This window comes from Rhodopseudomonas sp. RCAM05734 (genome assembly GCF_052658035.1).
The window spans coordinates 3,879,667-3,901,716 of the sequence record NZ_CP199742.1; the positions used below are offsets into that span (position 1 = coordinate 3,879,667).

Sequence of the window (22,050 nt, forward strand, 5' to 3'; positions counted from 1 at the left end):
CTCACCGCGCGGCGCTCGCCGCGGCAGCCGTGCCATAGGGCTTGAGATAGGCCGAACTGCGATAATAGTCATAGAATTGCAGCTTGTTGAGATCGACCCGTGTCAGCACCGTGCCGAGGATGCGGTCATGAACCGGCGCAAGCAGGTTCATCGTATGCGCCACGACCTCGCGCGGGGTTTGATCCCACGCCATCGCGAGCACGATGCGATCGGCGAGTTCGGCCAGCGCACGGCCGTCCACGAGAGGTACCAGCGGGGGAGTCGATAATGATCAGTTCATAGCGCTGGCGAAGATGGTCCATCAGATCGGTGATGCGTTCCGAGAACATCAACTCGGTGATGGTATCGTCGTCCTTGACCATCGGCGACGGCAAGATCGAGAGGCCTGTGCTCCGATCCAGAAGCAGCGCCTGTTCCAGCGATGCCTCGCCCATGGCGACCTGCAGCAATCCCACGTCGGCATTGGGACAAAGTGCGCGCGTCAGGCCGGGATTGCGGAGATCGGCATCGATCAGCAGCGTCCTGATGCCGAGGGTGGCCAGCGACAGCGCCAGATTGGCGGCGAGCGTGGTCTTGCCTTCGCTTTCGAGAGCGGAGGTCACCACCACGATCTTGATGGGATCGACACGCAACGCCCGCTGAATGGCGAGCCGGACGGCGCGGATCGCCTCGGCGAAGAATGTGCCGGGCTCCTCGATGGCGTAGCGCATCAGGGGCGGCTGCAGCGATGGCGGCAGCAGCCGTACGATGCGCGGGTCGTGGGTGTCGAGCTCACTGCGTCCGCGCTTGGCGCGGCCGGCGAGTTCGCGCACCCCGATCAGCGGCAGGGCTGCCAGCGCCGGCAGCCCGGAGATCTGCTCTGCCTGCTCCAGCGTTTTCACACGCCCGTCGAGATAGTCGATGAGAAAGGCCAGCACGGTCCCGGCACCGAGGCCCATCATCAAGGCAAGCCCGAGGATCAGCGTCGTTTTCGGCGACGACGGCCGGATCGGAATGCTTGCCTTGGTGACGACGCGGGAGTCCGGCATTTCCAGACTTTCCTGCGCTGACGCCTCCTTGTAGCGGGCCAGATAGGATTCATAGAGCGTCCGGTTGGCCTCGGCCTCGCGTTGAAGTTCATGCAGGCGAACCTGGGCCTGGCCCGACTGGCTCGATACGCCCTGCAGCTTGTCAAAACTCTCCTTCAGCGAGTTCTCCCGGGACAAAGCGATGTCATAATCATGCTTCGTACTTTGCAGGATGCGCTGGATTTCCTCGTTGATCAGCCGCTGGGTATCGGACAACTGGGCACGCGCATTGGCGACGAGCGGATGACGCGGGCCGTATTTGCTGGAAAGATCGGCGCTGTTCTTGGCGATGTCGGCGTATTGGGTGCGCAGCTTGGAGATCATTTCCGAGGAGATCACCGCGTTGATGCCGCCGGGATCGCCACCGGACTTCGCCATCTGCTGCACTTGGTCGAATTTGGCGCGTGCTTCGGCCGTTTGAACGCGTGCGGAGATCAGTTTGTTGTTGAGGTCGGTGATTTGCTGATCGTTCACGGTAACGCCCTGCGACACCGCAAGGTTATTGGCCGTACGATAGTCCTCGACCGCCTGTTCCGATGTTCCCACGCGCGACTTCAAGGCTTCGATCTGGCCGTTCAGCCAGTTCGCCGCAATGCGCGTCGCATCGTATTTGGCGCGGACCTGCTCCTCGAAATATCCTTCGGCAATCGCGTTGGCGATGGCGGCGGATTTCTGCGGCACCTCCGTGCTGACGTTGATGTCGACCAGGAAGGTCGTTCCTTGACGTGTGACTTTCATGCGGCGCTGAAGAATCTCGACGGAGCGGGATCGGGCCGTATCGGCGGGATTGGAGCCAGTTGCGGGGGAGCTGGTGCTAAACAGGTTTTTGATGGGATCGAGCAGTCCGGCCCGTGGCATGAATTCCGGATCGGTGGCCAGCTTCAGCTTGTCGACGACCCGTTGCAGGATCGCAACCGATTGGATCAGCAAGGTCTGGCTCTCGATCGTCGCGTCGTCTGTGCCGAAATTGGACAGCACCGCCTGATTGGTCTCGACCACGTTGGCGCGGCGAGGGTCAACCAGCACGGTCGATGTCGCGGTGTAGAGCGTATCGACGCTCGTCAGATAGGCCAGCGCCAGCGCCACCAGCACCACCGGAACCAGCGCGACCGTTTTCCAGCGGCGACGCAGGATGCGGGTCATCTCGCGCAGATCGACGGTCGGATTGTTCCAATCCTGAACGACTGCCGTGACCGGTTCCTCCGGCGTTCGATATATGATGTCAGAACTGCGCGGTAACATTGAGCCCCACCTGGTGTTTGTCGTAGCTGAATGCCGGGTTGTCGCTGTTGCGGTCGGAGTATCGGTGGAACACGGAAACCGAACCAAACCGGTTCACGAGATATTTGACGCGGGCATCGGAGGTAATCACCGTGTCCTTGCGGGGTTGCCCGAAGAACCGGTCGGTCTCATAGGTTCCGGCAAGCGAGAGAATGACATTGCGGCGCAATTCGTAGTCGGCTCCCAGCTGGAACGCGTTGGCCTGCACGCCGGTCGAACTGGTCGCTGACGTCTCGGTCACGATCTGTTCGGCCCTGAAGTGGACGTCGAGCAACTTGGTTGGACGCCACGTCGGCTGTGCGCGATAGGCGGGCCCCTCGATCACGCCGATCGCAGGATCACTGAAATCCTGGCGCGCATAGCCGGCGCCGATTTCGCCGGTGACGAGGTGAGTCAATCCAAAGGTGACGCCGGACAACGCTCGATAGCCTTGCGAGATCCAGCGATTGCGCCGGGGTGCCGCGGATGTTTCGCTGGTTGCCCTCGACGCCGGCGAACCAGCCCAGCAGCGGCGAGAACGCATAGTCGAGCCGGCCGTGAAGCGCATAGATCTGGCCGTCGCGGCCATCCTGATTGATGATGCTGCCGTCCTGGGCCCGCGTCGTTCCGTAATCGTAGGAGTCGACGCTGATTCCGATCGACGCCGCGAGCCGGTTGAACTCCTTGCGTACGCTGACATCGCCCGATAGCAGGTTGTATGGCGTGGGCGAGATCGCGTTCGCCGGCGAACTCAGCGTCCCGACGCCCTCGTTCAGATGCGCGATCTGGAAGCTCGTCAGGATGGCAAGATCGTGAGAGACGTCGTACCAGGCGTTGCCCTTCAGGCTGGCGTTCGTCTGGTTGAGGCTCGAATTCTCGTTGTAGAGCGTTGTTGCCGTATCCAGCTTGATATCGATGCCGTGGCGCTCCCAAAGCGTATGTGCGCGCAATGACGGCGCGATGACGGCGGCGACGTCAGCGCGCTTGTAGGCGTTCGATGAGAAGACGTTGCTATCGTAGAAGGTCCCCGACATGAGCTGCGGGTTGAACATCCAGGAGCCGTAGCGAATGCCGACGGGCTCATATCCTGGCTGCTGTCGCTGCTTCACTGGCATATCCTCTGGCGGTACTTCATCACGCATATCCGGCGGTGTCAGATCGGGCAGGATGGCCGGCTCGAATACTTTTTGCGCATTCCAGGGAGCCGCAACGACTTCGAATGTGGATGGAATCACTTGGGCGCCTGCCGGCGAAGAAAGACCAAGCGCAAATGCTGCTAAGCCTGTAGCGATTCCGTGCTGGCGCCCGGACGAGACGGTCGGGCAGATCGATCTCTCGCGATCAAGCAAGGCGTCCGGGCACGTCAACGCGCGAGTCATCCATTGTCCCTGGTGAGGAAGCGATCAGGCCCACGGCCTGATCTCTTCGAAAACCCCGCGGCACCGCCAGCAGCAATGCGAGCCTGCACCGAATGCGGCGGTCAACGGAGCGATGGAATTTCTGTTCAACAGAAAGAGGCATCGTCTTGGGTAGGGTGCATCACGATCAGCGCTTCTGCGCTGCAACATCATGCACATCGTAAAGAGACGACACTATGGCAAGGTCCGCTGCCCGTCTTTGGCGGCGCTCGCGGAACTTGACGAATGCGATAGCAGATCGCCTAAAAATAGCGCTCGGGAATCCGTATGTTGTCGCCGGGGAACACGCGGACCGGCGCGTCGAGAGGGTAGACCTCTTCTGTCGCGCCGCCGGCGCGACGCAGGAACACCTTGTTTTCGTTGGCGCGATAGGTGAATCCGCCTGCGCTGGCCACAGCGTCGAGGATCGTCATGCCAATCCGATAAGGATATTCGCCACTCTTCTTGACCTCGCCGAGAATATAATAGGGACGATACAGCGCAATTTCGATGTTGACGCGCGGATCTCGCACGATCCCCTTTGCCAGCGCAGCCGCAACCGACTTCTCCGGCTGCCCGGTTGTGAGGCCCGCTGCACGAATCCGGCCTGCCAAAGGGATGGATGCGTAGCCGCTGCTATCGATCTCGTATTCGCCGGAAATGTCGGCTTCGCCATACACCTTCAGACGAATTCGGTCAGTCGGCCCAAGCCTGTAGCTGCCTGCTGCATCTCCGGATGCCTGCTTTGTCTGGGCAATGGCTGCTGTCGGGGAACTTGCGCCAGCCACAGCAAGCATGAAAAACAGGCACAAGCCCGCGACACTGAATGGCCGTTGCAACATCATGATGTCCTGCGCGAGTGATCGACCTGGATAAGGCGATTGACGAAAAGCGGATACTATTCTCGCAAAAGCGGCGAAAGCATGTGAGCGAGCGCGTCAAGCCGCTTCGGCGCTACAGGAACATGATGGCATCGCCTTCAATGGCGATGCACGTCAAGACGCCGGATCGCCATGCACCGGTATCTATGTTGATGCGGTTGCTGCGAATATCGGGATGCGGAACCGGTGTGTGACCATGCACGATATATTTGTCATGGCTGTGTGCGGCGCTGAGGAATTCATCGCGAATCCACATCATGTCGTGAGGGTCCTGCAGTTCGATCGGCACGTTGGGGCGAATGCCTGCGTGCACGAAGAAAAAGTCTCCGCAGCTGTAGCTGTTGCGGAGACACTGCAAAAACAGGTCATGCGCACGCGGAAAACGATCTTGGAACTGACGGTGCAGACTCTCCGGCCTCTGCTGATCAATTCCTGAGAGTCCGTACGAGGCGAGCGTCTGCCGAGCGCCGAGCGGCAGCCACTCCGCCAGGGCCGCGGGATCCCGCAGGAACGCTTCCAGCATGGCTTCATGATTGCCGCGAAGGCATACCGCGCGGTTTCCGACCAGTCGGGTTGCCAGCAGATCGATCACCCTGCTCGAATCCGGGCCACGGTCGATGTAATCGCCGAGATAAACCTCGGCTGAATACCGGATGGGTCTGCGGTCCAGGTCTTCATCTATCCGCGCAACGATCTCGGCGAGGAGGTCGGCGCGGCCATGAATATCACCGATGGCGTAGATGCGCGTCTGCGCCGGAAGCGAAGCGGGGAGGGGATGCGGGATTGTGGCCAAACGCTGTTTCATTGCCGGAGTGTCGTCACGGATCGCGCCTGCGGTCAATCATTCGCAGGCGGCCTCGAGTTCAATGTGCGGCCGCTGCGGTGGACGCGCAAGCAGCGAGCGGAATCAGATGTCGTTCGTTATTCGGATCTAGAAGAAGATCAGGCGGACGGCCACAATGATGACGATCCAGACGATGGCATTCGCCAGTATAAAGAGATTTCGCAGTCTGCGTCGCGAGATCTCGGATTCCGCAGGGCGGACAGGGGCCGGGCGATTCCCTGGAGGCCTAACGTCAAAAGGTTTTTTGTCCGTGAATGGCGCAATCACCACTGTGGCCGTGGTGAGGGGATCGGCCTGCTGCGTCGTCTGAGTCGTTTTAAGCTTGGCGATCATGGAGGAGCCGACGCGCGAGAGGCCTGATAAGACTAGCACAATAATTTGGAACGCTTAGCTTTTAATGAATGCCGAGGTGGAACCTGTATGGCGCCGGCGAAGCGCGTCCGCCGAGCGCAGAGGTGGCGCACGTGGGGCGCTATCGCGAATGTGCATGACTGGATCGATGTGAACGCAGCGCATTTTGCGGGCAGCAGCCGCTAAATGCTTCGACTTGCAAATCAATCATCTTATGCCGGCGTAGTTCGATGGCGCGTTGCAAACAATTAGGCAGCGACAATCGCTGCACCGCCGCAATTCGCTCATCAAGTTGCGAAACACTTCGCTAAGAATTGCTGCAGGCGTTCCAGCAGCGGTTTTGATGTTCGATCCCGTCGTCGGAATGTGGCGGCGGTCCCGCTAGACGATGGTGCGTGCTGCCGTTCTTGGCATTCCCGAGGTCCAACAGAAAGCGAGCGCAATGGTCTCCACATTCTCGATAGCCCGTTTGAATCAGGACAACACCACGCCGCGTTGGCAGCAGCGGCGTTCGATTTCGGTGCGTCCCGTTGCATACGCCGGTCATGTCAAGCATCGCATCCAGCGCCGTCTCGCGTCGGCCCGGGCGGAACCGTCCACCTCGATCGGGAAACGGGTTTTCGATGTGACGGCTGCAAGCGCTGCGCTGCTGTTCTTTGCGCCGTTGTGGATCGCGATCGCGATAGCCATCAAGGCGACGTCGCCGGGGCCTGTGCTGTTCCAGCAGTATCGTTACGGCTATCGGAACCGGTCGTTCAAGATCTACAAGTTCCGTTCCATGCGAAGCGATGCCTGCGATGCGGGAACGAAGCAGGCGGTGCAGGGCGATTCGCGGGTTACCCGCGTGGGAAAGATTCTGCGAATGACCAGCCTCGATGAAATTCCGCAGCTGATCAATGTCGTCAAGGGCGACATGTCGTTGGTCGGACCGCGGCCCCACGTTCCCGGAATGCTTGCCGCGGATGTGCCGTATGAAGATCTCGTGCCGTACTACTTCCAGCGGCATACGACGCGGCCGGGAATCACCGGTCTTGCACAGGTGAGCGGGTGCCGGGGCAGCACGGTAGAGCCAGAGCTTGCCATTGCGCGGATCGACTACGACCTCGACTACATCGAAAAATGGTCGTTGCGCATGGACATCGCCATTATCGCTCGCACCATTCGCCGCGAGTTTCTGTCGGGCAGCGCGTTCTGAACAACCGACCATGAATTCATCGTTCGCGCGCAGAGTACTCTGCGTCGCCTGAAATGACGCAGGTCAAGCGAGGGTTGGAGGCTGCCGAAAGCGCCTGCAAGCCGTTCGAATGTCTGGCAATACGAAGGGGACCAACTATGAATACCAAGCAACGAACGAAAGAATTTCTCAAGCAAAGCTTTCCGGCCGTTTGGCTGCAGTGGCATTTTGCCCGACGTCCAAAGACTGCGGAACGTGAATTGTCATACCTTGGAAAGATCGTGCCGCAGGGTGCCAGGACTGTCGACGTCGGGGCAAATTGTGGGCTTTATACACAACAGCTGGCGCGCCTTTCGAAGCAGGTCGACGCCTTCGAACCGTCGCACGACATGGCCGGACTGCTTCGCCGAACCTCGGCTGCCAATGTGACCATTCATGAAGTCGCTCTGTCGGATCAAAATGGCGAGGCGGAGTTATACATTCCGCAAGGTGAGAGAGGCTCGGTGCATGGCCTTGCGTCGCTAGAGCCGCAGCTGCAATCGTCGATCGCGCGGGTCATATCAATCAATGTGCCGAAAGCCCGCCTCGACACCGCCGTCGAAGGCGACGTCGCATTCGTGAAAATTGACGTGGAGGGCCACGAATTGAACGTGCTCCACGGCGCAACCGGCCTGATCGATCGCTGTCAGCCGGTGTTCCTCGTCGAGGCGGAGGACCGGCATCGCGCGAAGGCGACGAAATCGGTGTTCGAGTTCTTTCAGGACAGATCCTACCGAGGATTCTTTCTGAAGGACGACCAGATTATGTCGGTCGACCAGTTCAGCTCCGATCAATTGCAGGATCCGAGTGCGCTGTTGCCGAACGGCGGCCGCAAGGACGGCCGATCCTACGTCAACAATTTCTTCTTCTTCCCGCGCCATCTCGACGGCGAGTCGATCCTCGCCAGCTGATTCCGAGCCCGCCGGGTCTGCGACCATCGCCGGGCCAGACGATGAACCAACAATCAGACAGGACTTTGAATGCATATTGCCATAGTGGGCGCCGGCTATGTCGGGCTCGTCTCGGGGGCGTGCTTTGCCGACTTCGGACACAATGTCACTTGCGTCGATCATGACGAGCAGAAGATTGCCAAACTGAACGTCGGAGAGATTCCGATCCACGAGCCCGGACTGTCCGAGCTTGTCACCGCCAATATCAGGCAGGGGCGCCTGCACTTTGTCAGCGACATGAAGGCTGCCGTCGAGAATGCGGAGGTCGTGTTCATCGCCGTCGGAACGCCGTCGCGTCGCGGCGACGGCCATGCGGACCTGTCATATGTCTATGCGGCGACGCGGGAGATTGCGGGGTTTCTCTCCGACTCTGCGGTCGTGGTCACCAAGTCGACGGTGCCCGTTGGGACCGGCGATGAGGTCGAGCACATCATTCGCAGCGCGAATTCGAACAAGGATGTTGCGGTCGTCTCGAATCCCGAGTTCCTGCGGGAGGGCGCGGCCATCCGGGATTTCAAGCACCCCGATCGCATTGTCATCGGCACTGAAGACCTGCGCGCGCGAAAGGTCATGGCCGAGGTCTATCGGCCGCTTCATCTCAACGAGTCGCCGATTCTTTATACCGATCGGCGAACGGCGGAGTTGACCAAATATGCGGCCAACGCCTTTCTTGCCATGAAGGTCGCTTTCATCAACGAGATCGCCGACCTTGCGGAGAAGGTTGGCGCGAACGTGCAAGAGGTGGCGCGGGGCATCGGTCTGGACAATCGAATCGGCCTCAAGTTCCTTCATGCGGGACCCGGCTTTGGCGGATCGTGCTTTCCCAAGGATACGCTTGCACTCATCAAAACCGGGCAGGACAACGAGGCGCCGTTGCGCATCATCGAGACGGTGGTGGCGGTCAATGACCAGCGCAAGCGTGCGATGGCCCGGAAGGTGGCCGGTGCCTTCGGCGGCAACATCCGCGGCAAGTCGATCGCCGTGCTCGGTGTCACGTTCAAGCCCAATACCGATGACATGCGGGATGCACCGTCCATCCCGTTGATCACGGCGCTTCAGGATATGGGCGCGGATGTTCGCATCTACGATCCCGTCGGCATGGATGAGGCCAGGAAGGTCTTCGAGAATGTCGCCTTCTGTGACAGCGCCTATGAATGCGCCAAGGGCAGCCATGCACTGGTGATCGTGACGGAATGGGAACAGTTCAGGGCGCTCGACCTGAAAGAGCTTGCAGCGATCATGGCCTGTCCGGTCATTGTGGATCTCCGCAATATCTATTCACCCGATGAAGTTGCGCGAAACGGTTTCCTGTATTGCGGTGTCGGTCGACCGAGCCCGCTCGCCTATTGAAGCTCAACGTGTTGGGCGCGGGGACCGATTTCGGGCAGGCAGAGCAAATGTCGCAAGAGCGAGGACGACGAAACAGCCCGGTTCGTCGTCCTACGGCAGATTGTCTCTGACGAAAATCTCGATGCGGATCCGTTCCTGATCGGGAATGATCGGCTCACCCAGGCAATGGGCGAGTAGCACGCGCGCCGCGGAGCGGGCTTCGTGGCCGGGATCCTGGTTGATGATGGCGTCGATGGTGGCATTCAGCAGGAAACGCCGCGTGTCGGCCGTCAACTCATGGGCGATCCAGACGATGTCGCGGGCGCGGCCGGAGGTCTCCAGCACCGAGGCGATGCCCTCGTTGCCGGCGCCGGCATTGTAGAGGCCGACCAGGTCGGGGTGTTCGCGCAGCAAGGCCGCGGTGAGGGAGCTGTTCTGATTGCTGTCGTCGCGGCCCTCGCCGGCGGGCAACACCACCAGGTCGGGATATTCGCCGGACAATACCTGATGGAATCCGAAATGCCGCTCGGCGTGGTCGCGCAGCGCCATCGCCCCGACAATGATTCCGACCTTGCCTTTTCGGCCGCCGAGGAAGCGGCCCATCAGCGACGCTGCGGTGCGGCCGGCGGCGGGATTGTCGACGCCGACATAATGCGCGCGCCGCGAGGAGGGCGCGTCGGAGACCAGCGTGACGACATGGACGCCGCGCGCAACGAGGTCGTCGATCGCGGCCCTCACGCGGGTATGGTCGAGTGCGACGGTGGCAACACCCTGGTAGTCCGGCGACAGCCGGTCCAGCGCTTCGGCCAGCGCATTCGGATCGAAGACGTCGACATGCATCAAGTCGATATAGCCGTTCTGGCTCGCCAGCCAGCCGGACGCGCGCCCGACCTGCGCGGACAGGTTTGACATGAAGCTGTTGGCGTTGGATGGCAGCAGGAAGGCGAAGCGGTAGCTTTCATTGCGCGCGAGCCGCATCGCTGCGGCATTGGCGCGATAGCCGAGCCTGGCGACCGCCATTTCGACGCGGGCGATGGTCCGTCCGCGGACGCCGTCGCGCCGGTTGACGACGCGGTCGGCAGTGGCCAATGACACGCCGGCCTCGCGGGCGACGTCTTCGAGCGTTGCCCTGCGGCCGGACATGCGCTGATCTTCCACGTGCTGGCCCTCCGTCGTCATCGCGCGGCCCATAGCATGCCGCGCGTCATCAGCGTTCGGATTTCCGGGACATCGAGTTCATAGGCGCGGTGGCCCAGCGATGAATAGAACACCCGGCCCTCGCCGAAGCGCTTCTTCCACACCACCGGCATGACGACCCCCTCGATCCAGGGGGCGTGATCCGCGTTGAACGTCGTGGTCGCCAGCACGTCGATGGCCGGATCGATATGCATGTAATATTGCTCTGACCTGTGTTCGAAGCTGTCGATCCCGGTCATCACCGGATCGTCGGGGCGGGTGACGTCCACCTTGTAATCGATGATATTGCCGGGATGGGCAACCCATTGCCCCCCGCACATGAACTGGTAATCGACGGAATCGCGAAACGCATCGGCCATGCCGCCGTGGTGCCCGGCCAGTCCGACGCCGCCCTTGACCGCCTCGCACAAGGCCAGCGCCTCCGGCTTCTCGATCTTCGACATGGTGTAGATGGGAACGATCAAGGACAGGTCCGTGATCGCCGGGTCGAGGAACGCCTCCGTCGAGGTCTCGATCCTGACGCTGAAACCTTCCGCCTTCAGCCAGCCCCGTATCATCGAGGCGCACAGGTCCGGATCATGGCCGGACCAGCCGCCCCATACGATCATCGCTTCACGCATCTTTCCATCCTTGTCAGTCGATCTGTCCGGTCGGCAGTCCCGGCGGCAACATCGCCGGTCTTTCGACGGTGGTTTCGAGTTTGACGCGCCGTCCTTGGTCGGACGAGATCTGGAACGCCTCCATGGCTTCCAGCACGTGCAGCGCCAATGCGCCGCTGGCGCGGTGCGGCCGGTCGTTGACGATGGCGGCCGCCATGTCGGCGACGCCGATGGAGCGGAATTCGCCCTCGGTATTGCCGTGGCTATAAGGCTGCGTTTCCCACTCGCCGCCCGTCCTGGCGACGTTGACCTCGCCGCCGAAGCGGTTGGGATCGGGGACCAGAAGGCTGCCGGCAAAACCGTAGATTTCGATCGGTGCATGCTTGTGCTTGGGCACGTCGAAACTCATGGTGATGGAGATCACCGCGCCGGAGACGAATTCGAGCGTGCCGGTGACATGGGTCGCGACCTCGACGGGAATCAGCGTGCCATTGAGCGGCTGGCTGGTGATCAGCCGTTCGAGCCGCGGCTTGGACGCGCTGCCCATCACGGAAGCGATCGGGCCCAGCAGTTGCACCAGATCGGTGATGTAATACGGCCCCATGTCGAGCATCGGGCCGCCGCCGCGCAGATAATAGAAGCCGGGCGCCGGATGCCAGCGTTCGTGGCCGGGGCAGGCGAAAATGGCGGTGCCGGCCACCGGCGTGCCTATGGCGCCGTCGTCGATCAGTTTGCGCGCCGTCTGATGGCCGCCACCAAGGAATGTGTCGGGCGCGCAGCCGACGCGCAGATTCTTCCGCGCGGCGAGATCCATCACCTTGCGGGCCTCGACCATGTCGACGCCCAGCGGCTTTTCCGAATGCACGTGCTTGCCGGCATTGAGCACTGCGAGGCTGACATCGGTATGGGCCAGCGGCACCGTCAGATTCACGACGATCTCGATATCGTCGCGCTTGAGTAGCTGGTCGACCCGCATGCCGGGCACGCCGAATTCTTTCGCTCGTGCCTCGGCGGGAGCGGCGCGCATATCGGCGACCGCGCGCAGCTCGATGTTGGCGAACTGCTTCATCGCGGTCATGTAGGCCTTGCTGATGACGCCGCAGCCGATGACGCCGATGCCGACTTTTCTCATAAGAACTCCGCTTCGAGAGGTTCGATCTTGTTGTTGTCGTAAGGCTCAGCCCTTGACCGCCCCCGCAGTGAGGCCGGCGACGATGTGCTTCTGCGCGAACAGGAACAGCACGATGGTGGGAAGGATGGTCAGGGTGACGAAGGCCAGGATCAGGTGCCATTCCGAGGAATACTCGCCCTGATACACCATGATGCCCAGCGGCCACGGATAGAGCTCGTCGCTGTTCAGCATGATGAGCGGGATCAGGTATGAGTTCCGGCTGTTGACGAAAACGATGGTGCCGACGGTGGCCAGGATCGGACGCGACAGCGGCAGCGTCACGTAGCGGAAGAAGTCGATATAGCTGCAGCCGTCGACCAGTGCCGCCTCCAGCAGCTCATAGGGAATGTCCTTGAAGAAGCGCCGCAGCAGGAGAATGCTCATGGCCAGCGCAAAGGCCACCTGCGGCAGCACGACGCCGAAATAGGAATCGAGCAGGCCGAGATCGCGCACCTCGATGAATAGCGGCAGGATCGCGGTCGCCGCCGGGAACAGCAATCCCATGGTGATGTAGCTCATCAGCATGTTGCTGCCGAAAAACCTGATCTGCGCAAACACGAAGGCGGCCATCGAGGCTGCGATCAGCGTCAGGATCACCGTCAGCGTCGAGATGATCAGGGAGTTGCCGAGCGGCTGCCAGTAGCGTTTCGACAGCAGGATGCCGCCGTAGTTCTGCCATTCCCAGGCCTGAGGCAGGCCGAACGGGTTGGTGCGCAGCTCGCCGATCGACTTGAAGCCACCGAGCACGGTGGCGATCAGCGGCGTAGCGACGAAGACCGCCACCACGGTGAGGAACAGCACCTTGCCGAGTGCGACACGGTCGAACCGGCCGTCCGAGAATGCGACCTGGTCACTCATCGCGCATCATCCAGCGTTTATAGGTAAAGGCGAAGGTGACGCAGATCAAAAACAGAATCACGCCAACGGCGCTGCCGAAGCCGACGCGCATCCGCATGACGCCGAAGGTATAGAGGAAGCTCACCATGGTATGGGACGAATCCGCCGGCCCGCCGCGGGTCAGTGGCATGATCAGGTCGAACAGCTGCAGCGAGCCGACGATGGCAAAGAACGCCGAGAGCCGGATGGTCGGGTAGAGCAAGGGAAGGACGATGTAGCGCAGGTTCTGCCAGCGCGTGGTGCCGTCGATCTGGCCGGCTTCGACCAGATTGCGGTCCATGCCCTGCAAGGCGGCGATGAACAGCATCATGTGAAAGCCGAAATACTTCCAGACCACCACGATCAGGATCGCCAGCATCGAGGTCTGCGGACTGGCCAGCAGATGCGGCGCCTCCGCGCCGAACACCCGGAAGATGGCGGCGAGCAGGCCGTAGTCGCCGTCATAGACGAAGGAGAAGATGAGTCCGGTGGCGATCTCGGCCAGGATGTAGGGCATGAAGAACAGCATGCGCAGGGCCACCGCGCCGCGAAACCTGTTCGCCAGGATCAGGGCCAGCGACAGGGCGAGCGGCAGCTGGACCAGCAGCGAGACCACGATGATCAGGATGTTGTTGCGGAAGGCGAGGCCGAAGGCGCGGCTGTCGAACACGAAGCGATAATTGTCGAGCCCGATCCAGTTCTTCGGCGTGCCAAAACCGTTCCAGTTAAATCCCGAATACCACGCGGCCTCGACCACCGGCGTCACCACGAACAGCGTGAACAGCAGCAGCGCTGGCGGCAGGAACAGCAGCGCGGCCGTGAGCTTTCCGGAGCTGGACGGCCGGCGCATGGCGAACGGGCGCATCGACGGGCCGATGGCGTGGGGATTGAGCAGGGTCATGGGGCGGGCGAGGGGAGCGTTTGCCGCATGAACTGCTCGTCGTCGCCTTGCCGGGGAAGCGGAGGGAGAGCGCCGCGTTGATGAGCTTCCCTCATATCAATTGCCCTGCTTGAACGCATCCTGGATCGCCTTGGCGGCGGCCTCAGGCGTCATGCTGCCGCCGGCGATTTCGGCGGTGACGTCGTTGACGACGCGGCCCACGGAGGGGCCGAGGCTCTGGTCGTAGAAGTTCTGATGATATTTCGACTTCGCGAGATTCTGCGCGATGGTGCGCATCAACGTACTGGCGAGGCCTTCGTCGGCGCCCTTGTAGACCGGGATCAGGAAATTTCCTGCGGCGAGCTTTTTCTGAACGTCCTGTGAGACAAAGTATTTCAGGAACGTCACGGTCTCCTTCGGGGCGCCCTTGGTGACGAGCCAGCCATTGATCCCGCCCAGCGTATCGGTGGGGGCACCCTTGCCGCCTGCCACCATCGGGAAATCGAACCAGCCAAGGTTGTCGTCGGCGATGCCCTTCTTGTCGGCCGCCAGTGCGCGTTGCGTGTGATAGCTGGTGCTGATGGCCAGCGTCATCGCCGCCTTGCCGTCGCCGAAAGCGCCGATGGCCTGCGGATTCTTGAAGCCGAGAAATCCGTTCTGGAACGGCGCGAGGTCGATCAGTTGCTTGAACAACTGTCCTGACCTGACGAAAGTGTCGCCTGCGAAGCCGCCGTTTTCGCCGCGCAAGGCGGCCTCGAAGGCGGGCTTGCCGCCGATGCGGACGGCCAGATAGGTCCAGTAGAAATGGATCGGCCATTTGTCGGCTCCGCCGACCATCAACGGCGTGACCCCGGCGGCCTTCAGCTTCTTGACGGCACCGAGCAGGTCATCCCAGGTCTTGATGCTGGCGCCGTCGACGCCGCCCTTGGCCATCAGTTCCTTGTTGTAGAGAAATCCGACCTCGGACTGCGCGAAGGGAACGCCGTAGATCTTGCCGTCCTGGGTGAAGGCACTCACCGCCGCTGGCGCCAGCTGATCCCTGGTGTCGCCGAGCGGCGCGGCGATGTCCTCGAGCACGCCGGCCTCGATCTGCGACTTCAACACGCCGCCGGCCCAGCTGTAGATGATCTGCGGCCGGTCCTTCGACTGCAGCATGCTCGGCAGCTTGGCCTTGTAGGCCTCGTTCTCGAGGAACTGCATCTCGATCTTGACGCCGGGGTTCTTGCTCTCGAAGTCGCGGGCGACGTCCTCCCAGATCTTCACCTGGTTCGGGTTCACCTCGAGATGCAGCCATCGAATGGTGGTCTGTGCCGAGGCAACACTCGCCGTCAGCATCAACAACGCCGCCGCCATAGCGGCCCGTTTCAAGTGCCTCATGCCGTCCTCCCAGGTCGCTGTTTTTGAACCGTCCATCTTTTGATGGATCGTGTTTCCTCGACGTGCTTCAGCCTAGCCATGCGAATTGAGGTGCGCAACTCATCATTTGATGTGACCCATGAACGGGATGTGATAGAGAGAGTTCAAGGGCCCACGCGCCGCGACAGGGAGAAGACAATGACAAGCGTAACCTCGGCGGGAGCGATTTATCCGGATCTGGCCAGCAAGACCGTGCTGGTCTCCGGCGGCGGCAGCGGCATTGGCGAGGCCATTGTCCGGCGTTTTGCCGCGCAAGGTTCCAGGGTCGGCTTCATCGACATCAAGGACGCCGAGTCACGCGCACTGGCCAAGGAGTTATCGGAGCAAGGCCATCGGATTCACTTCGAACAGGCTGACTTGACCGACATCGCCGCGCTGCGCGCCGCGATCGCCGGGATCCGCAGCGCGCTCGGGCCGGTCCAGATCCTCATCAACAATGCAGCGCATGACCAGCGCCACGCCGCGCTCGAAGTGACGCCGGAATTCTGGGATGACCGGATTGCCGTCAATCTCAAGCATCAGTTCTTTGCTGCGCAAGCCGTGCTGCCCGACATGATCGAGGCCAAGGCCGGATCGATCATCAATTTCGGTTCGACCTCATGGATGGTCGGGCAGGGCGGCATGGCCGCCTATACGGCGGCGAAATCCGGCGTGCTCGGATTGACCCGGTCGCTGGCGCGGGATTTCGGCCCCTACAACATCCGCGTCAACGCCATCGCGCCCGGCTGGATCATGACGCAGCGGCAGATCGATCTGTGGCTCAATCCCGAAGCCGAAGCTGAGTTGATGCGGCGACAGTGCCTCAAGCGCAAGCTGGTGCCCGACGAAATCGCGCGCGCGACATTGTTCTTCGCCTCCGACGAAGCCAGTGCATGCACCAATCAGCAATATGTCGTTGACGGAGGATGGGTGTGAGGGCGTCGACCTCCAGCCGCGCCTAGGCTTGCGTGATCAGCCCGCGCAATGCGATCTCGGCATCGTCGATGTCGCGTGTCAGCGCTTCCCTTGCCGCAGCGCCATCCTTGCGGGCCAGCGCCGCGTGCATCGCCCGATGCTCGATATTGGCGGTGTGCCAGTTGTCGGTGGTCTTGAGCAGATTGAAGTAAGGGCCAATCTGCAGCCAAAGTGACTCGATCAGCGACAGCAGGGTGTCCGAACCCGCGGCGCGGTAGATCATGAAGTGGAAATCGCGATTGGCGGGGACATAAACCTCCCTGTTCTTCTCGGACTTGGCCGTCTCCATCTGGTCGATCAGGTCGCTGAGTTCGGCAAGATCGCCCGCCGTCAGGCGTTGCGCCGCCCATTCCGTCGCGGTGCCTTCCACGGCAACGCGCACACGGCGCAAGTCGTGCAGACGCTGCAGGGTCAGCAGCGGGATGCCCACCGAGCGTCCGGTCACGACGGTCAGGGCTTTTTCTGCCACCAGGCGGTGCAGCGCTTCGCGCACCGGCATGGCGCTGACGCCGAAGGCCTCGGACAGGCTGACCACCGTCACGGTGCGGCCCGGCTCGATCCCGCCATTGAGGATCAACTCGCGCAGCCGTCCATAGACATGCTCCTGCACCGTGACCCGCGACACCGGCGAATAGCTCAATTCCTGCAATTGTTTGCGCAATAGCGCCATCAGCCCGCTTCCATTGTTTCGCGCCAGTATGTGGGATTCGCCGTCGCCATGGCAGCCAAAGCGCTCGGGCAAACCAATCGCCCACGCTTGCATCTATATTTGATTTGTGATCTTTGATCAAAAGAAAAACAGGGCGCCGAAACTGGCGATCACCAAGCAATCGCATCAGGGGAGAGAACGATGTTCAAAAGGAAGTCGCTATTAGGTGCAGCCGCGCTCGGCTTGGCCGTCACCGCCGGTCTGCCGTCTTTGGCTCATGCCGAGAAATTCAAGGTCTATCTGTCGATGAGCTTCATCGGCAACGACTGGCAGGGCGAGGCCGCCAATATGATCAAGGCCATGGCATCCTCGAAGACCTTGGCCGACAAGGTCGATCTCCAGGTCCAGGTGGCCGGCCCGAACGCCCAGAAGCAGATCCAGCAGATCAATGCGATGGTGCAGGCCGGCGCCAGGGCCATCGTGGTGTTCCCGATCTCGCCGACGGCGCTCAACACCGCGGTCAAGAATGCCTGCGAGAAGGGCATTGTTGTGATCGCCTATGACGGCGAGATCACCGAACCCTGCGCTTACAATGTCGCCATCGACCAGGTCGAAGCTGGCCGCGTTACCGCCGAATGGCTGGTCAAGAAACTCAACGGCAAGGGCAATATCGTTGCCATCACCGGCGTGCCCGGTACCTCCGTCGATACGCTGCGCACCAAGGCGGCCAAGGAAGTGTTCGCGAAATACCCGGACATCAAGATCGTCAACGAGGCGGTCGGGATGTGGAGTCAGGCGGTCGCGCGCACCGAACTATCGAAGGTGCTGGCCACCCGCAAATGGGACCAGATCGACGGATTGTGGATGCAGGTCGGTTGCTACACCGCCAACACGATGCAGGTCGAGGCCGGGATCCCGATCGACAAGCTGAAGCCCTGCGCCGGTGAAGGCTCCAATGGCGGCCGGGTCCAGATGCTGCCGGTCAACACCGAGGTCGAAGGCGCCAACGGCACCTACAAGCCGATGAACGCGCCACGCATCTCCTATGCCTCGCCGCCCTATTCTGGCGCGCTGGCCTTGAAGCTGGCGGTCGCCAAGCTCGAAGGCAAGGACATCCCGAAGAAGACGGTGCTTCCGCTTCCGCTGGTGACCAACGAGACGATCAAGCTGTGCCAGGAAGGCAGCTGGAAGGAAATGAAGGACGGCTGCAATGCCTTCAAGGCATCGATCGTCTCCAACCCGGGCTGGTTCGCCTCGATCTTCTCCAACGAGACGCCGGAGATCGGTCTCGACGCGGCGCTGGTCGGCCAGCCGGAAAACTGATCGCCTGCGGGGGCGCCACGGCGCCCCCGTTCTGCCCGTCGACTCTGCGAGGACATCCTTTTGGCTCACGACCGCATCAAGGCCGGTAGCGTCAGCGATGCGTCGATCGCCATCGCGGCCCGTAACATACGCAAGATCTACGGTCCGACTATCGCATTGAACGATGTCGGATTCGATATCCGCACCGGCGACACCCACGCGCTGCTCGGAGAAAACGGTGCCGGCAAATCGACGATGGTCAAGCTGCTGTCGGGGCTGATCCTGCCGACCACCGGCGGCCTGGTCGTCCACGGTCAACCCGTGACGCTGCGCTCGCCGCGCGCCTCCCATGCGCAGGGCATCCAGACCGCGTTTCAGGAACTGAGCCTGGTTCGCGATCTCACGGTGCTCGACAACATGTTGTTGCCCGACCCGCCGGTTGGCGCGCTGGGCCTGATCCGGCGGCGCGCGGCGCTGCGCGATGTCTGCGCGCATCTCGACGCGCTCGGTCTCGGCGACATCGATCCATCCGCAGAAATCCGCGATCTCGATCTCAACGAGCGTCAGAAGATCGAGATCGCGCGCGCCATTTTCCGCAATCCCAAAATCCTGCTGCTCGACGAGCCGACCTCGACGCTGTCGGGGCGCGACATCGACTGGCTCGGCGATATCATCGCGCGCCAGAAGGCGAGGGGCACCACCATCGTGTTCATCTCGCACCGCATGCGCGAGGTGCGCGCGTTCTGCGATCGGGTCACCGTGCTGCGGGGCGGCAAGCACGTCGCCACCGAGGCGGTGTCCGACGTCACCGACGAGGATCTGATCGGGCTGATTGCCGGCAAGGCGGATGGCCATTCCTTTCCCGCCAAGCCGCCGCGCTCGATGCTGTCGGCTGCGCCGGTTCTGGCCGTGAAAAATCTCGCCACCGACAAGCGCCTCAGCGATGTCTCCTTCGCTCTGCGCCGCGGCGAGATCCTCGGCATCGCCGGTCTTCAGGGCATGGGCCAGCTCGAATTGTTCTCGGCCCTGTTCGGCATGACCGAGAGCCAGGGCGAGATCCGCGTGGACGACCGGCCGGTGACGCTCACGTCGCCGCGCGACGCCGTCGATGCACGGATCGGCATCGGTCTGGTCCCGGAAGATCGCAAGACCGAGGCGTTGTTCCTGAAGCTCGATGGCCAGCGCAACGTCTCGCTGCCGGTGATCGACCGCTACGCGCGGTTCGGCCTTGTCGATACCGCGCGCGAGGCGGTGGACGTGGCCCGGATCTTCGCCCGGCTCGAGGTGCAGACGCGCGCGTTGTGGACCAGCGTGAGGTCGTTCTCCGGCGGCAACCAGCAGAAGATCGCGGTCGCCAAGTGGCTGTTCGCCAATAGCCGCATCCTGCTGCTGTTCGATCCGACCCGCGGCATCGACGTCGGCACCAAGAACGAGATCTATGCCCTGATGCGCGAGTTTGCTGCGGCAGGTGGATCGATCCTGTTTCACTCCACCGAGATCCCGGAGCTCGATCATCTGTGCGACCGGGTTCTCGTGCTGTACGAAGGCCGGCTCGCCGCGGACCTTGAGGGGGATGCCATCAACGAAGGGGCCATCCTCCGCGCGACCCTGGGGAGCGGGCCTGCCAGCCTGAATCTGCAATGAGCACAATCACGACATTGGCGTCTCCCCGGCGCAGCGCATCGCCGGTCAAGCTCTGGATCGAGCGGCAGCGCGGCCCGCTGATCGCGGTGGTAGTGTTTGTCATCTGTCTTGCCATCGTCAAGCTGGTGAGCGGCAGCACGCTTGGCTACTACGAGATCGGCACGCTCGCTGCCGGCGGCGCCACCCTTGCCATCGCCGCGCTCGGCCAGACCCTCGTGGTGTTATCCGGCGGCTTCGACCTGTCCGCGGCCGCCGTGATCTCGCTCGTCAACGTGACGCTGGCCGGGCAGATGCAGGACAGCGTCGGGAGCATCCTGCTGTGGACCGCTGCGGGCATCGGCATCGGTGCGCTCACCGGCGCCTTCAATGGCTTCTTTATCGCGGTGCTCCGGCTGCAACCGATCGTGGTGACGCTCGCCACCATGTTCATCCTGCAGGGTGTGACTTTGCTGGTGATGGACAAGCCGGGCGGGCAGGTCCCGCCGGGCTTTGCGCAATTCCTCACCGGCGATGCCATCCCCGGTGTCCTGCCGATGCCGGTGCTGCTGCTGGCGCTGTTGATGGTGCTTTGGCTGGCACTGAAGAACACGCTGTTCGGCAAGGCCATTCGCGCCGTGGGATCGGACCGGGAAGCCGCGCGCGCGTCGGGCCTCAGCGTGCCGCTGCACGAGTTCTTCACCTATGTGCTGGCCGGCGGCCTCTATGGCCTCGCCGGCGTCTTCATCAGCGCGCAGACCGGCTCGGGCGACCCGCTGGTCGGCAATCCGATGCTGTTGCAGATGTTCACTGCGGTGGTGCTGGGCGGCACGTTGCTCGGTGGTGGCCGCGGCGGTCTGATTGGCACGGTGTTCGGTGCCTATGTGCTGATGCTGGTCGTGAACATCCTGCTCGTGCTCAACGTGCCGGCCTTCTATTCCTCCATCGTCGAGGGGACGATCCTGATCCTCGCCGTGCTGGCGTCCTCGTTCACACGGACGTCGGTGCTCGCCACCACGCTGCGCACCATCGTGCGGCGGTCGCGCGCTCGTCGCGCGGGAATGCTGCCGCGCCAGCTCGATCTGCCGTCGATGCGGCTGGCACTGCCGATGCCGCCTGCGGCTTTCGCGGCTCCCGCGTTCTGGCGCGCCAACGCCGAGGTGCTGCGCACCAGCCTGCCGGCCTATGTCTGTTTCATCATCGTTCTGGTCGTCACCCAGTTGGTGCTGGGGAATGCGGTGTTCTCCTGGGCGTTTTACGACTCGCTCATGGTGCTCGGCTGTTTCCTGGCGATCCTCGCACTTGGTCAGGGCACCGTGATCCTCACCGGCGGCCTCGATCTGTCGCTGCCATGGGCCATCGGCCTGTGCGGCATTCTCTGCGCCGGACTGCTGAAGGGGGCGGACGCCGCCTTGATCTACGCGGTGCCGGTTGTGCTCGGTGTCGGCGCGTTGATCGGACTCGTCAACGGACTGGGGATCGTCGCGCTCGGCCTGTCGCCGATCGTCATGACGCTGGCGATGAACGGCATCCTGCAGGGCATCGGGCTGGTCTATTCGGGCGGCACGCCGGACGGCTTTGCGTCGCCGGCCTTGCGCTGGTTCATGACCGGGCGGATCGCGGGTGTGACGCCCGTCGTGCCGTTCCTGATCCTCTTCGTCGCCGGCGCCGCCGTGCTGCTGGGCCGCACCGTGTTCGGTCGCCGCGTCTATGCGATCGGCAACGGCGAGCGTCCGGCAGAACTCTCCGGCGTGCCGGTCAAGGCGACCCTCGTCTGGGTCTACATTCTGTCCGGCGTGTGCTCAGCTTTGGTCGGTATCCTGCTGTCGGGCTTCTCCGGGCAGGGCAGCCTCGGCATGGGCGACGAATATCTGTTGCCGTCCATCGCCGTCGTGGTGGTCGGCGGCGCGCTGATCACCGGCGGGCGCGGCAGCTTTCTCGGCATGATCGGCGGCGTGGTTTTGCTCACGGCGCTGCAGACGCTGCTGTCCGGAACCACGCTGCCCTATGCGACCCGTGCGATACTCTATGGCGTGGTTGTGCTCGGCGCGGTCATCGCATTGCGGGAAAAATCGAGTTGAGAAAAGCGACAAG

General features: G+C 62.3%; 21 protein-coding genes. 7 read left to right on the top strand and 14 right to left on the bottom strand.

Annotated elements, in window-relative coordinates:
• Position 1: 1 nt before the first annotated feature.
• From ACUXVA_RS18265 to ACUXVA_RS18295, 7 genes are all read right to left on the bottom strand, one after another.
• Positions 2-151, bottom strand: a complete 150-nt coding sequence (locus ACUXVA_RS18265; protein WP_265079036.1) for a hypothetical protein — start codon at positions 149-151, stop codon at positions 2-4.
• Positions 126-2,210: a GumC family protein gene (locus ACUXVA_RS18270; protein ID WP_265079035.1), complete on the bottom strand. Its 2,085-nt coding sequence runs from the start codon at positions 2,208-2,210 to the stop codon at positions 126-128. Before ACUXVA_RS18270 ends, ACUXVA_RS18265 begins: the two co-directional genes overlap by 26 nt.
• A gap of 79 nt (positions 2,211-2,289) precedes the next feature.
• Positions 2,290-2,766: an outer membrane beta-barrel protein gene (locus tag ACUXVA_RS18275; protein ID WP_445487391.1), complete on the bottom strand. Its 477-nt coding sequence runs from the start codon at positions 2,764-2,766 to the stop codon at positions 2,290-2,292.
• Positions 2,687-3,676: an outer membrane beta-barrel protein gene (locus ACUXVA_RS18280; protein ID WP_445487393.1), complete on the bottom strand. Its 990-nt coding sequence runs from the start codon at positions 3,674-3,676 to the stop codon at positions 2,687-2,689. Before ACUXVA_RS18280 ends, ACUXVA_RS18275 begins: the two co-directional genes overlap by 80 nt.
• A gap of 311 nt (positions 3,677-3,987) precedes the next feature.
• Positions 3,988-4,569, bottom strand: coding sequence for a polysaccharide biosynthesis/export family protein (locus ACUXVA_RS18285; RefSeq protein ID WP_445487395.1), 582 nt, complete (start codon positions 4,567-4,569; stop codon positions 3,988-3,990).
• A gap of 109 nt (positions 4,570-4,678) precedes the next feature.
• Positions 4,679-5,410, bottom strand: coding sequence for a metallophosphoesterase family protein (locus ACUXVA_RS18290; protein WP_265079032.1), 732 nt, complete (start codon positions 5,408-5,410; stop codon positions 4,679-4,681).
• Between the two features lie 126 nt (positions 5,411-5,536).
• Positions 5,537-5,782, bottom strand: coding sequence for a hypothetical protein (locus ACUXVA_RS18295; RefSeq protein WP_265079031.1), 246 nt, complete (start codon positions 5,780-5,782; stop codon positions 5,537-5,539).
• Positions 5,783-6,242: 460 nt separating this feature from the next.
• On the opposite strand from ACUXVA_RS18295, the gene ACUXVA_RS18300 reads away from it, so the two are divergent.
• The 3 genes from ACUXVA_RS18300 (at position 6,243) to ACUXVA_RS18310 (ending at position 9,313) form a co-directional block, all read left to right on the top strand.
• Positions 6,243-6,995 (top strand): sugar transferase, encoded by a 753-nt coding sequence (locus tag ACUXVA_RS18300; protein WP_445487398.1) that lies wholly within the window; start codon positions 6,243-6,245, stop codon positions 6,993-6,995.
• A gap of 53 nt (positions 6,996-7,048) precedes the next feature.
• Positions 7,049-7,924: an FkbM family methyltransferase gene (locus ACUXVA_RS18305; RefSeq protein ID WP_265079029.1), complete on the top strand. Its 876-nt coding sequence runs from the start codon at positions 7,049-7,051 to the stop codon at positions 7,922-7,924.
• Between the two features lie 69 nt (positions 7,925-7,993).
• Positions 7,994-9,313, top strand: coding sequence for a UDP-glucose dehydrogenase family protein (locus ACUXVA_RS18310; protein ID WP_445487400.1), 1,320 nt, complete (start codon positions 7,994-7,996; stop codon positions 9,311-9,313).
• A 90-nt stretch (positions 9,314-9,403) separates the two neighbouring features.
• Here the strand turns inward: ACUXVA_RS18310 and ACUXVA_RS18315 are convergent, their stop codons facing one another.
• The 6 genes from ACUXVA_RS18315 to ACUXVA_RS18340 all read right to left on the bottom strand — a co-directional run bounded on the left by ACUXVA_RS18315 (position 9,404) and on the right by ACUXVA_RS18340 (position 15,392).
• A complete protein-coding gene (locus tag ACUXVA_RS18315) occupies positions 9,404-10,435 on the bottom strand; it encodes a LacI family DNA-binding transcriptional regulator (RefSeq protein ID WP_445487402.1) in 1,032 nt (343 codons plus the stop codon).
• A gap of 32 nt (positions 10,436-10,467) precedes the next feature.
• Positions 10,468-11,109, bottom strand: coding sequence for a ThuA domain-containing protein (locus ACUXVA_RS18320; protein ID WP_265079028.1), 642 nt, complete (start codon positions 11,107-11,109; stop codon positions 10,468-10,470).
• Positions 11,110-11,122: 13 nt separating this feature from the next.
• Positions 11,123-12,220 carry a Gfo/Idh/MocA family protein gene (locus ACUXVA_RS18325; protein WP_265079027.1) on the bottom strand — a complete coding sequence of 366 codons (1,098 nt, stop codon included), beginning with the start codon at positions 12,218-12,220 and terminating at the stop codon, positions 11,123-11,125.
• Between the two features lie 45 nt (positions 12,221-12,265).
• Complete coding sequence (locus tag ACUXVA_RS18330; protein ID WP_445487405.1) at positions 12,266-13,117, bottom strand: carbohydrate ABC transporter permease; 852 nt, start codon at positions 13,115-13,117, stop codon at positions 12,266-12,268.
• Positions 13,110-14,036 carry a carbohydrate ABC transporter permease gene (locus ACUXVA_RS18335; protein WP_265079025.1) on the bottom strand — a complete coding sequence of 309 codons (927 nt, stop codon included), beginning with the start codon at positions 14,034-14,036 and terminating at the stop codon, positions 13,110-13,112. The genes ACUXVA_RS18330 and ACUXVA_RS18335 overlap by 8 nt, the downstream gene beginning before the upstream one ends.
• A gap of 96 nt (positions 14,037-14,132) precedes the next feature.
• The gene (locus ACUXVA_RS18340; protein ID WP_265079024.1) at positions 14,133-15,392 is read right to left on the bottom strand and encodes an extracellular solute-binding protein; all 1,260 of its coding nucleotides are present in this window, start codon (positions 15,390-15,392) and stop codon (positions 14,133-14,135) included.
• 177 nt (positions 15,393-15,569) lie between these two features.
• Here ACUXVA_RS18340 and ACUXVA_RS18345 point away from each other — a divergent pair, with 177 nt between their 5' ends.
• Positions 15,570-16,346, top strand: a complete 777-nt coding sequence (locus ACUXVA_RS18345; RefSeq protein WP_265079023.1) for an SDR family NAD(P)-dependent oxidoreductase — start codon at positions 15,570-15,572, stop codon at positions 16,344-16,346.
• Between the two features lie 22 nt (positions 16,347-16,368).
• Here the strand turns inward: ACUXVA_RS18345 and ACUXVA_RS18350 are convergent, their stop codons facing one another.
• Entirely contained in the window at positions 16,369-17,055 is a 687-nt protein-coding gene (locus ACUXVA_RS18350) for a GntR family transcriptional regulator (RefSeq protein WP_265079022.1), read from the bottom strand.
• A 180-nt stretch (positions 17,056-17,235) separates the two neighbouring features.
• Here ACUXVA_RS18350 and ACUXVA_RS18355 point away from each other — a divergent pair, with 180 nt between their 5' ends.
• The 3 genes from ACUXVA_RS18355 to ACUXVA_RS18365 are packed head-to-tail and all read left to right on the top strand — an operon-like array spanning position 17,236 to position 22,037.
• Positions 17,236-18,357: a sugar ABC transporter substrate-binding protein gene (locus tag ACUXVA_RS18355; RefSeq protein ID WP_265079021.1), complete on the top strand. Its 1,122-nt coding sequence runs from the start codon at positions 17,236-17,238 to the stop codon at positions 18,355-18,357.
• A gap of 60 nt (positions 18,358-18,417) precedes the next feature.
• Positions 18,418-19,980, top strand: a complete 1,563-nt coding sequence (locus ACUXVA_RS18360) for a sugar ABC transporter ATP-binding protein (RefSeq protein ID WP_445487409.1) — start codon at positions 18,418-18,420, stop codon at positions 19,978-19,980.
• On the top strand, positions 19,977-22,037 hold the full coding sequence (locus ACUXVA_RS18365) for an ABC transporter permease (RefSeq protein ID WP_265079019.1): 2,061 nt from the start codon (positions 19,977-19,979) through the stop codon (positions 22,035-22,037). The genes ACUXVA_RS18360 and ACUXVA_RS18365 overlap by 4 nt, the downstream gene beginning before the upstream one ends.
• Positions 22,038-22,050: the final 13 nt, after the last annotated feature.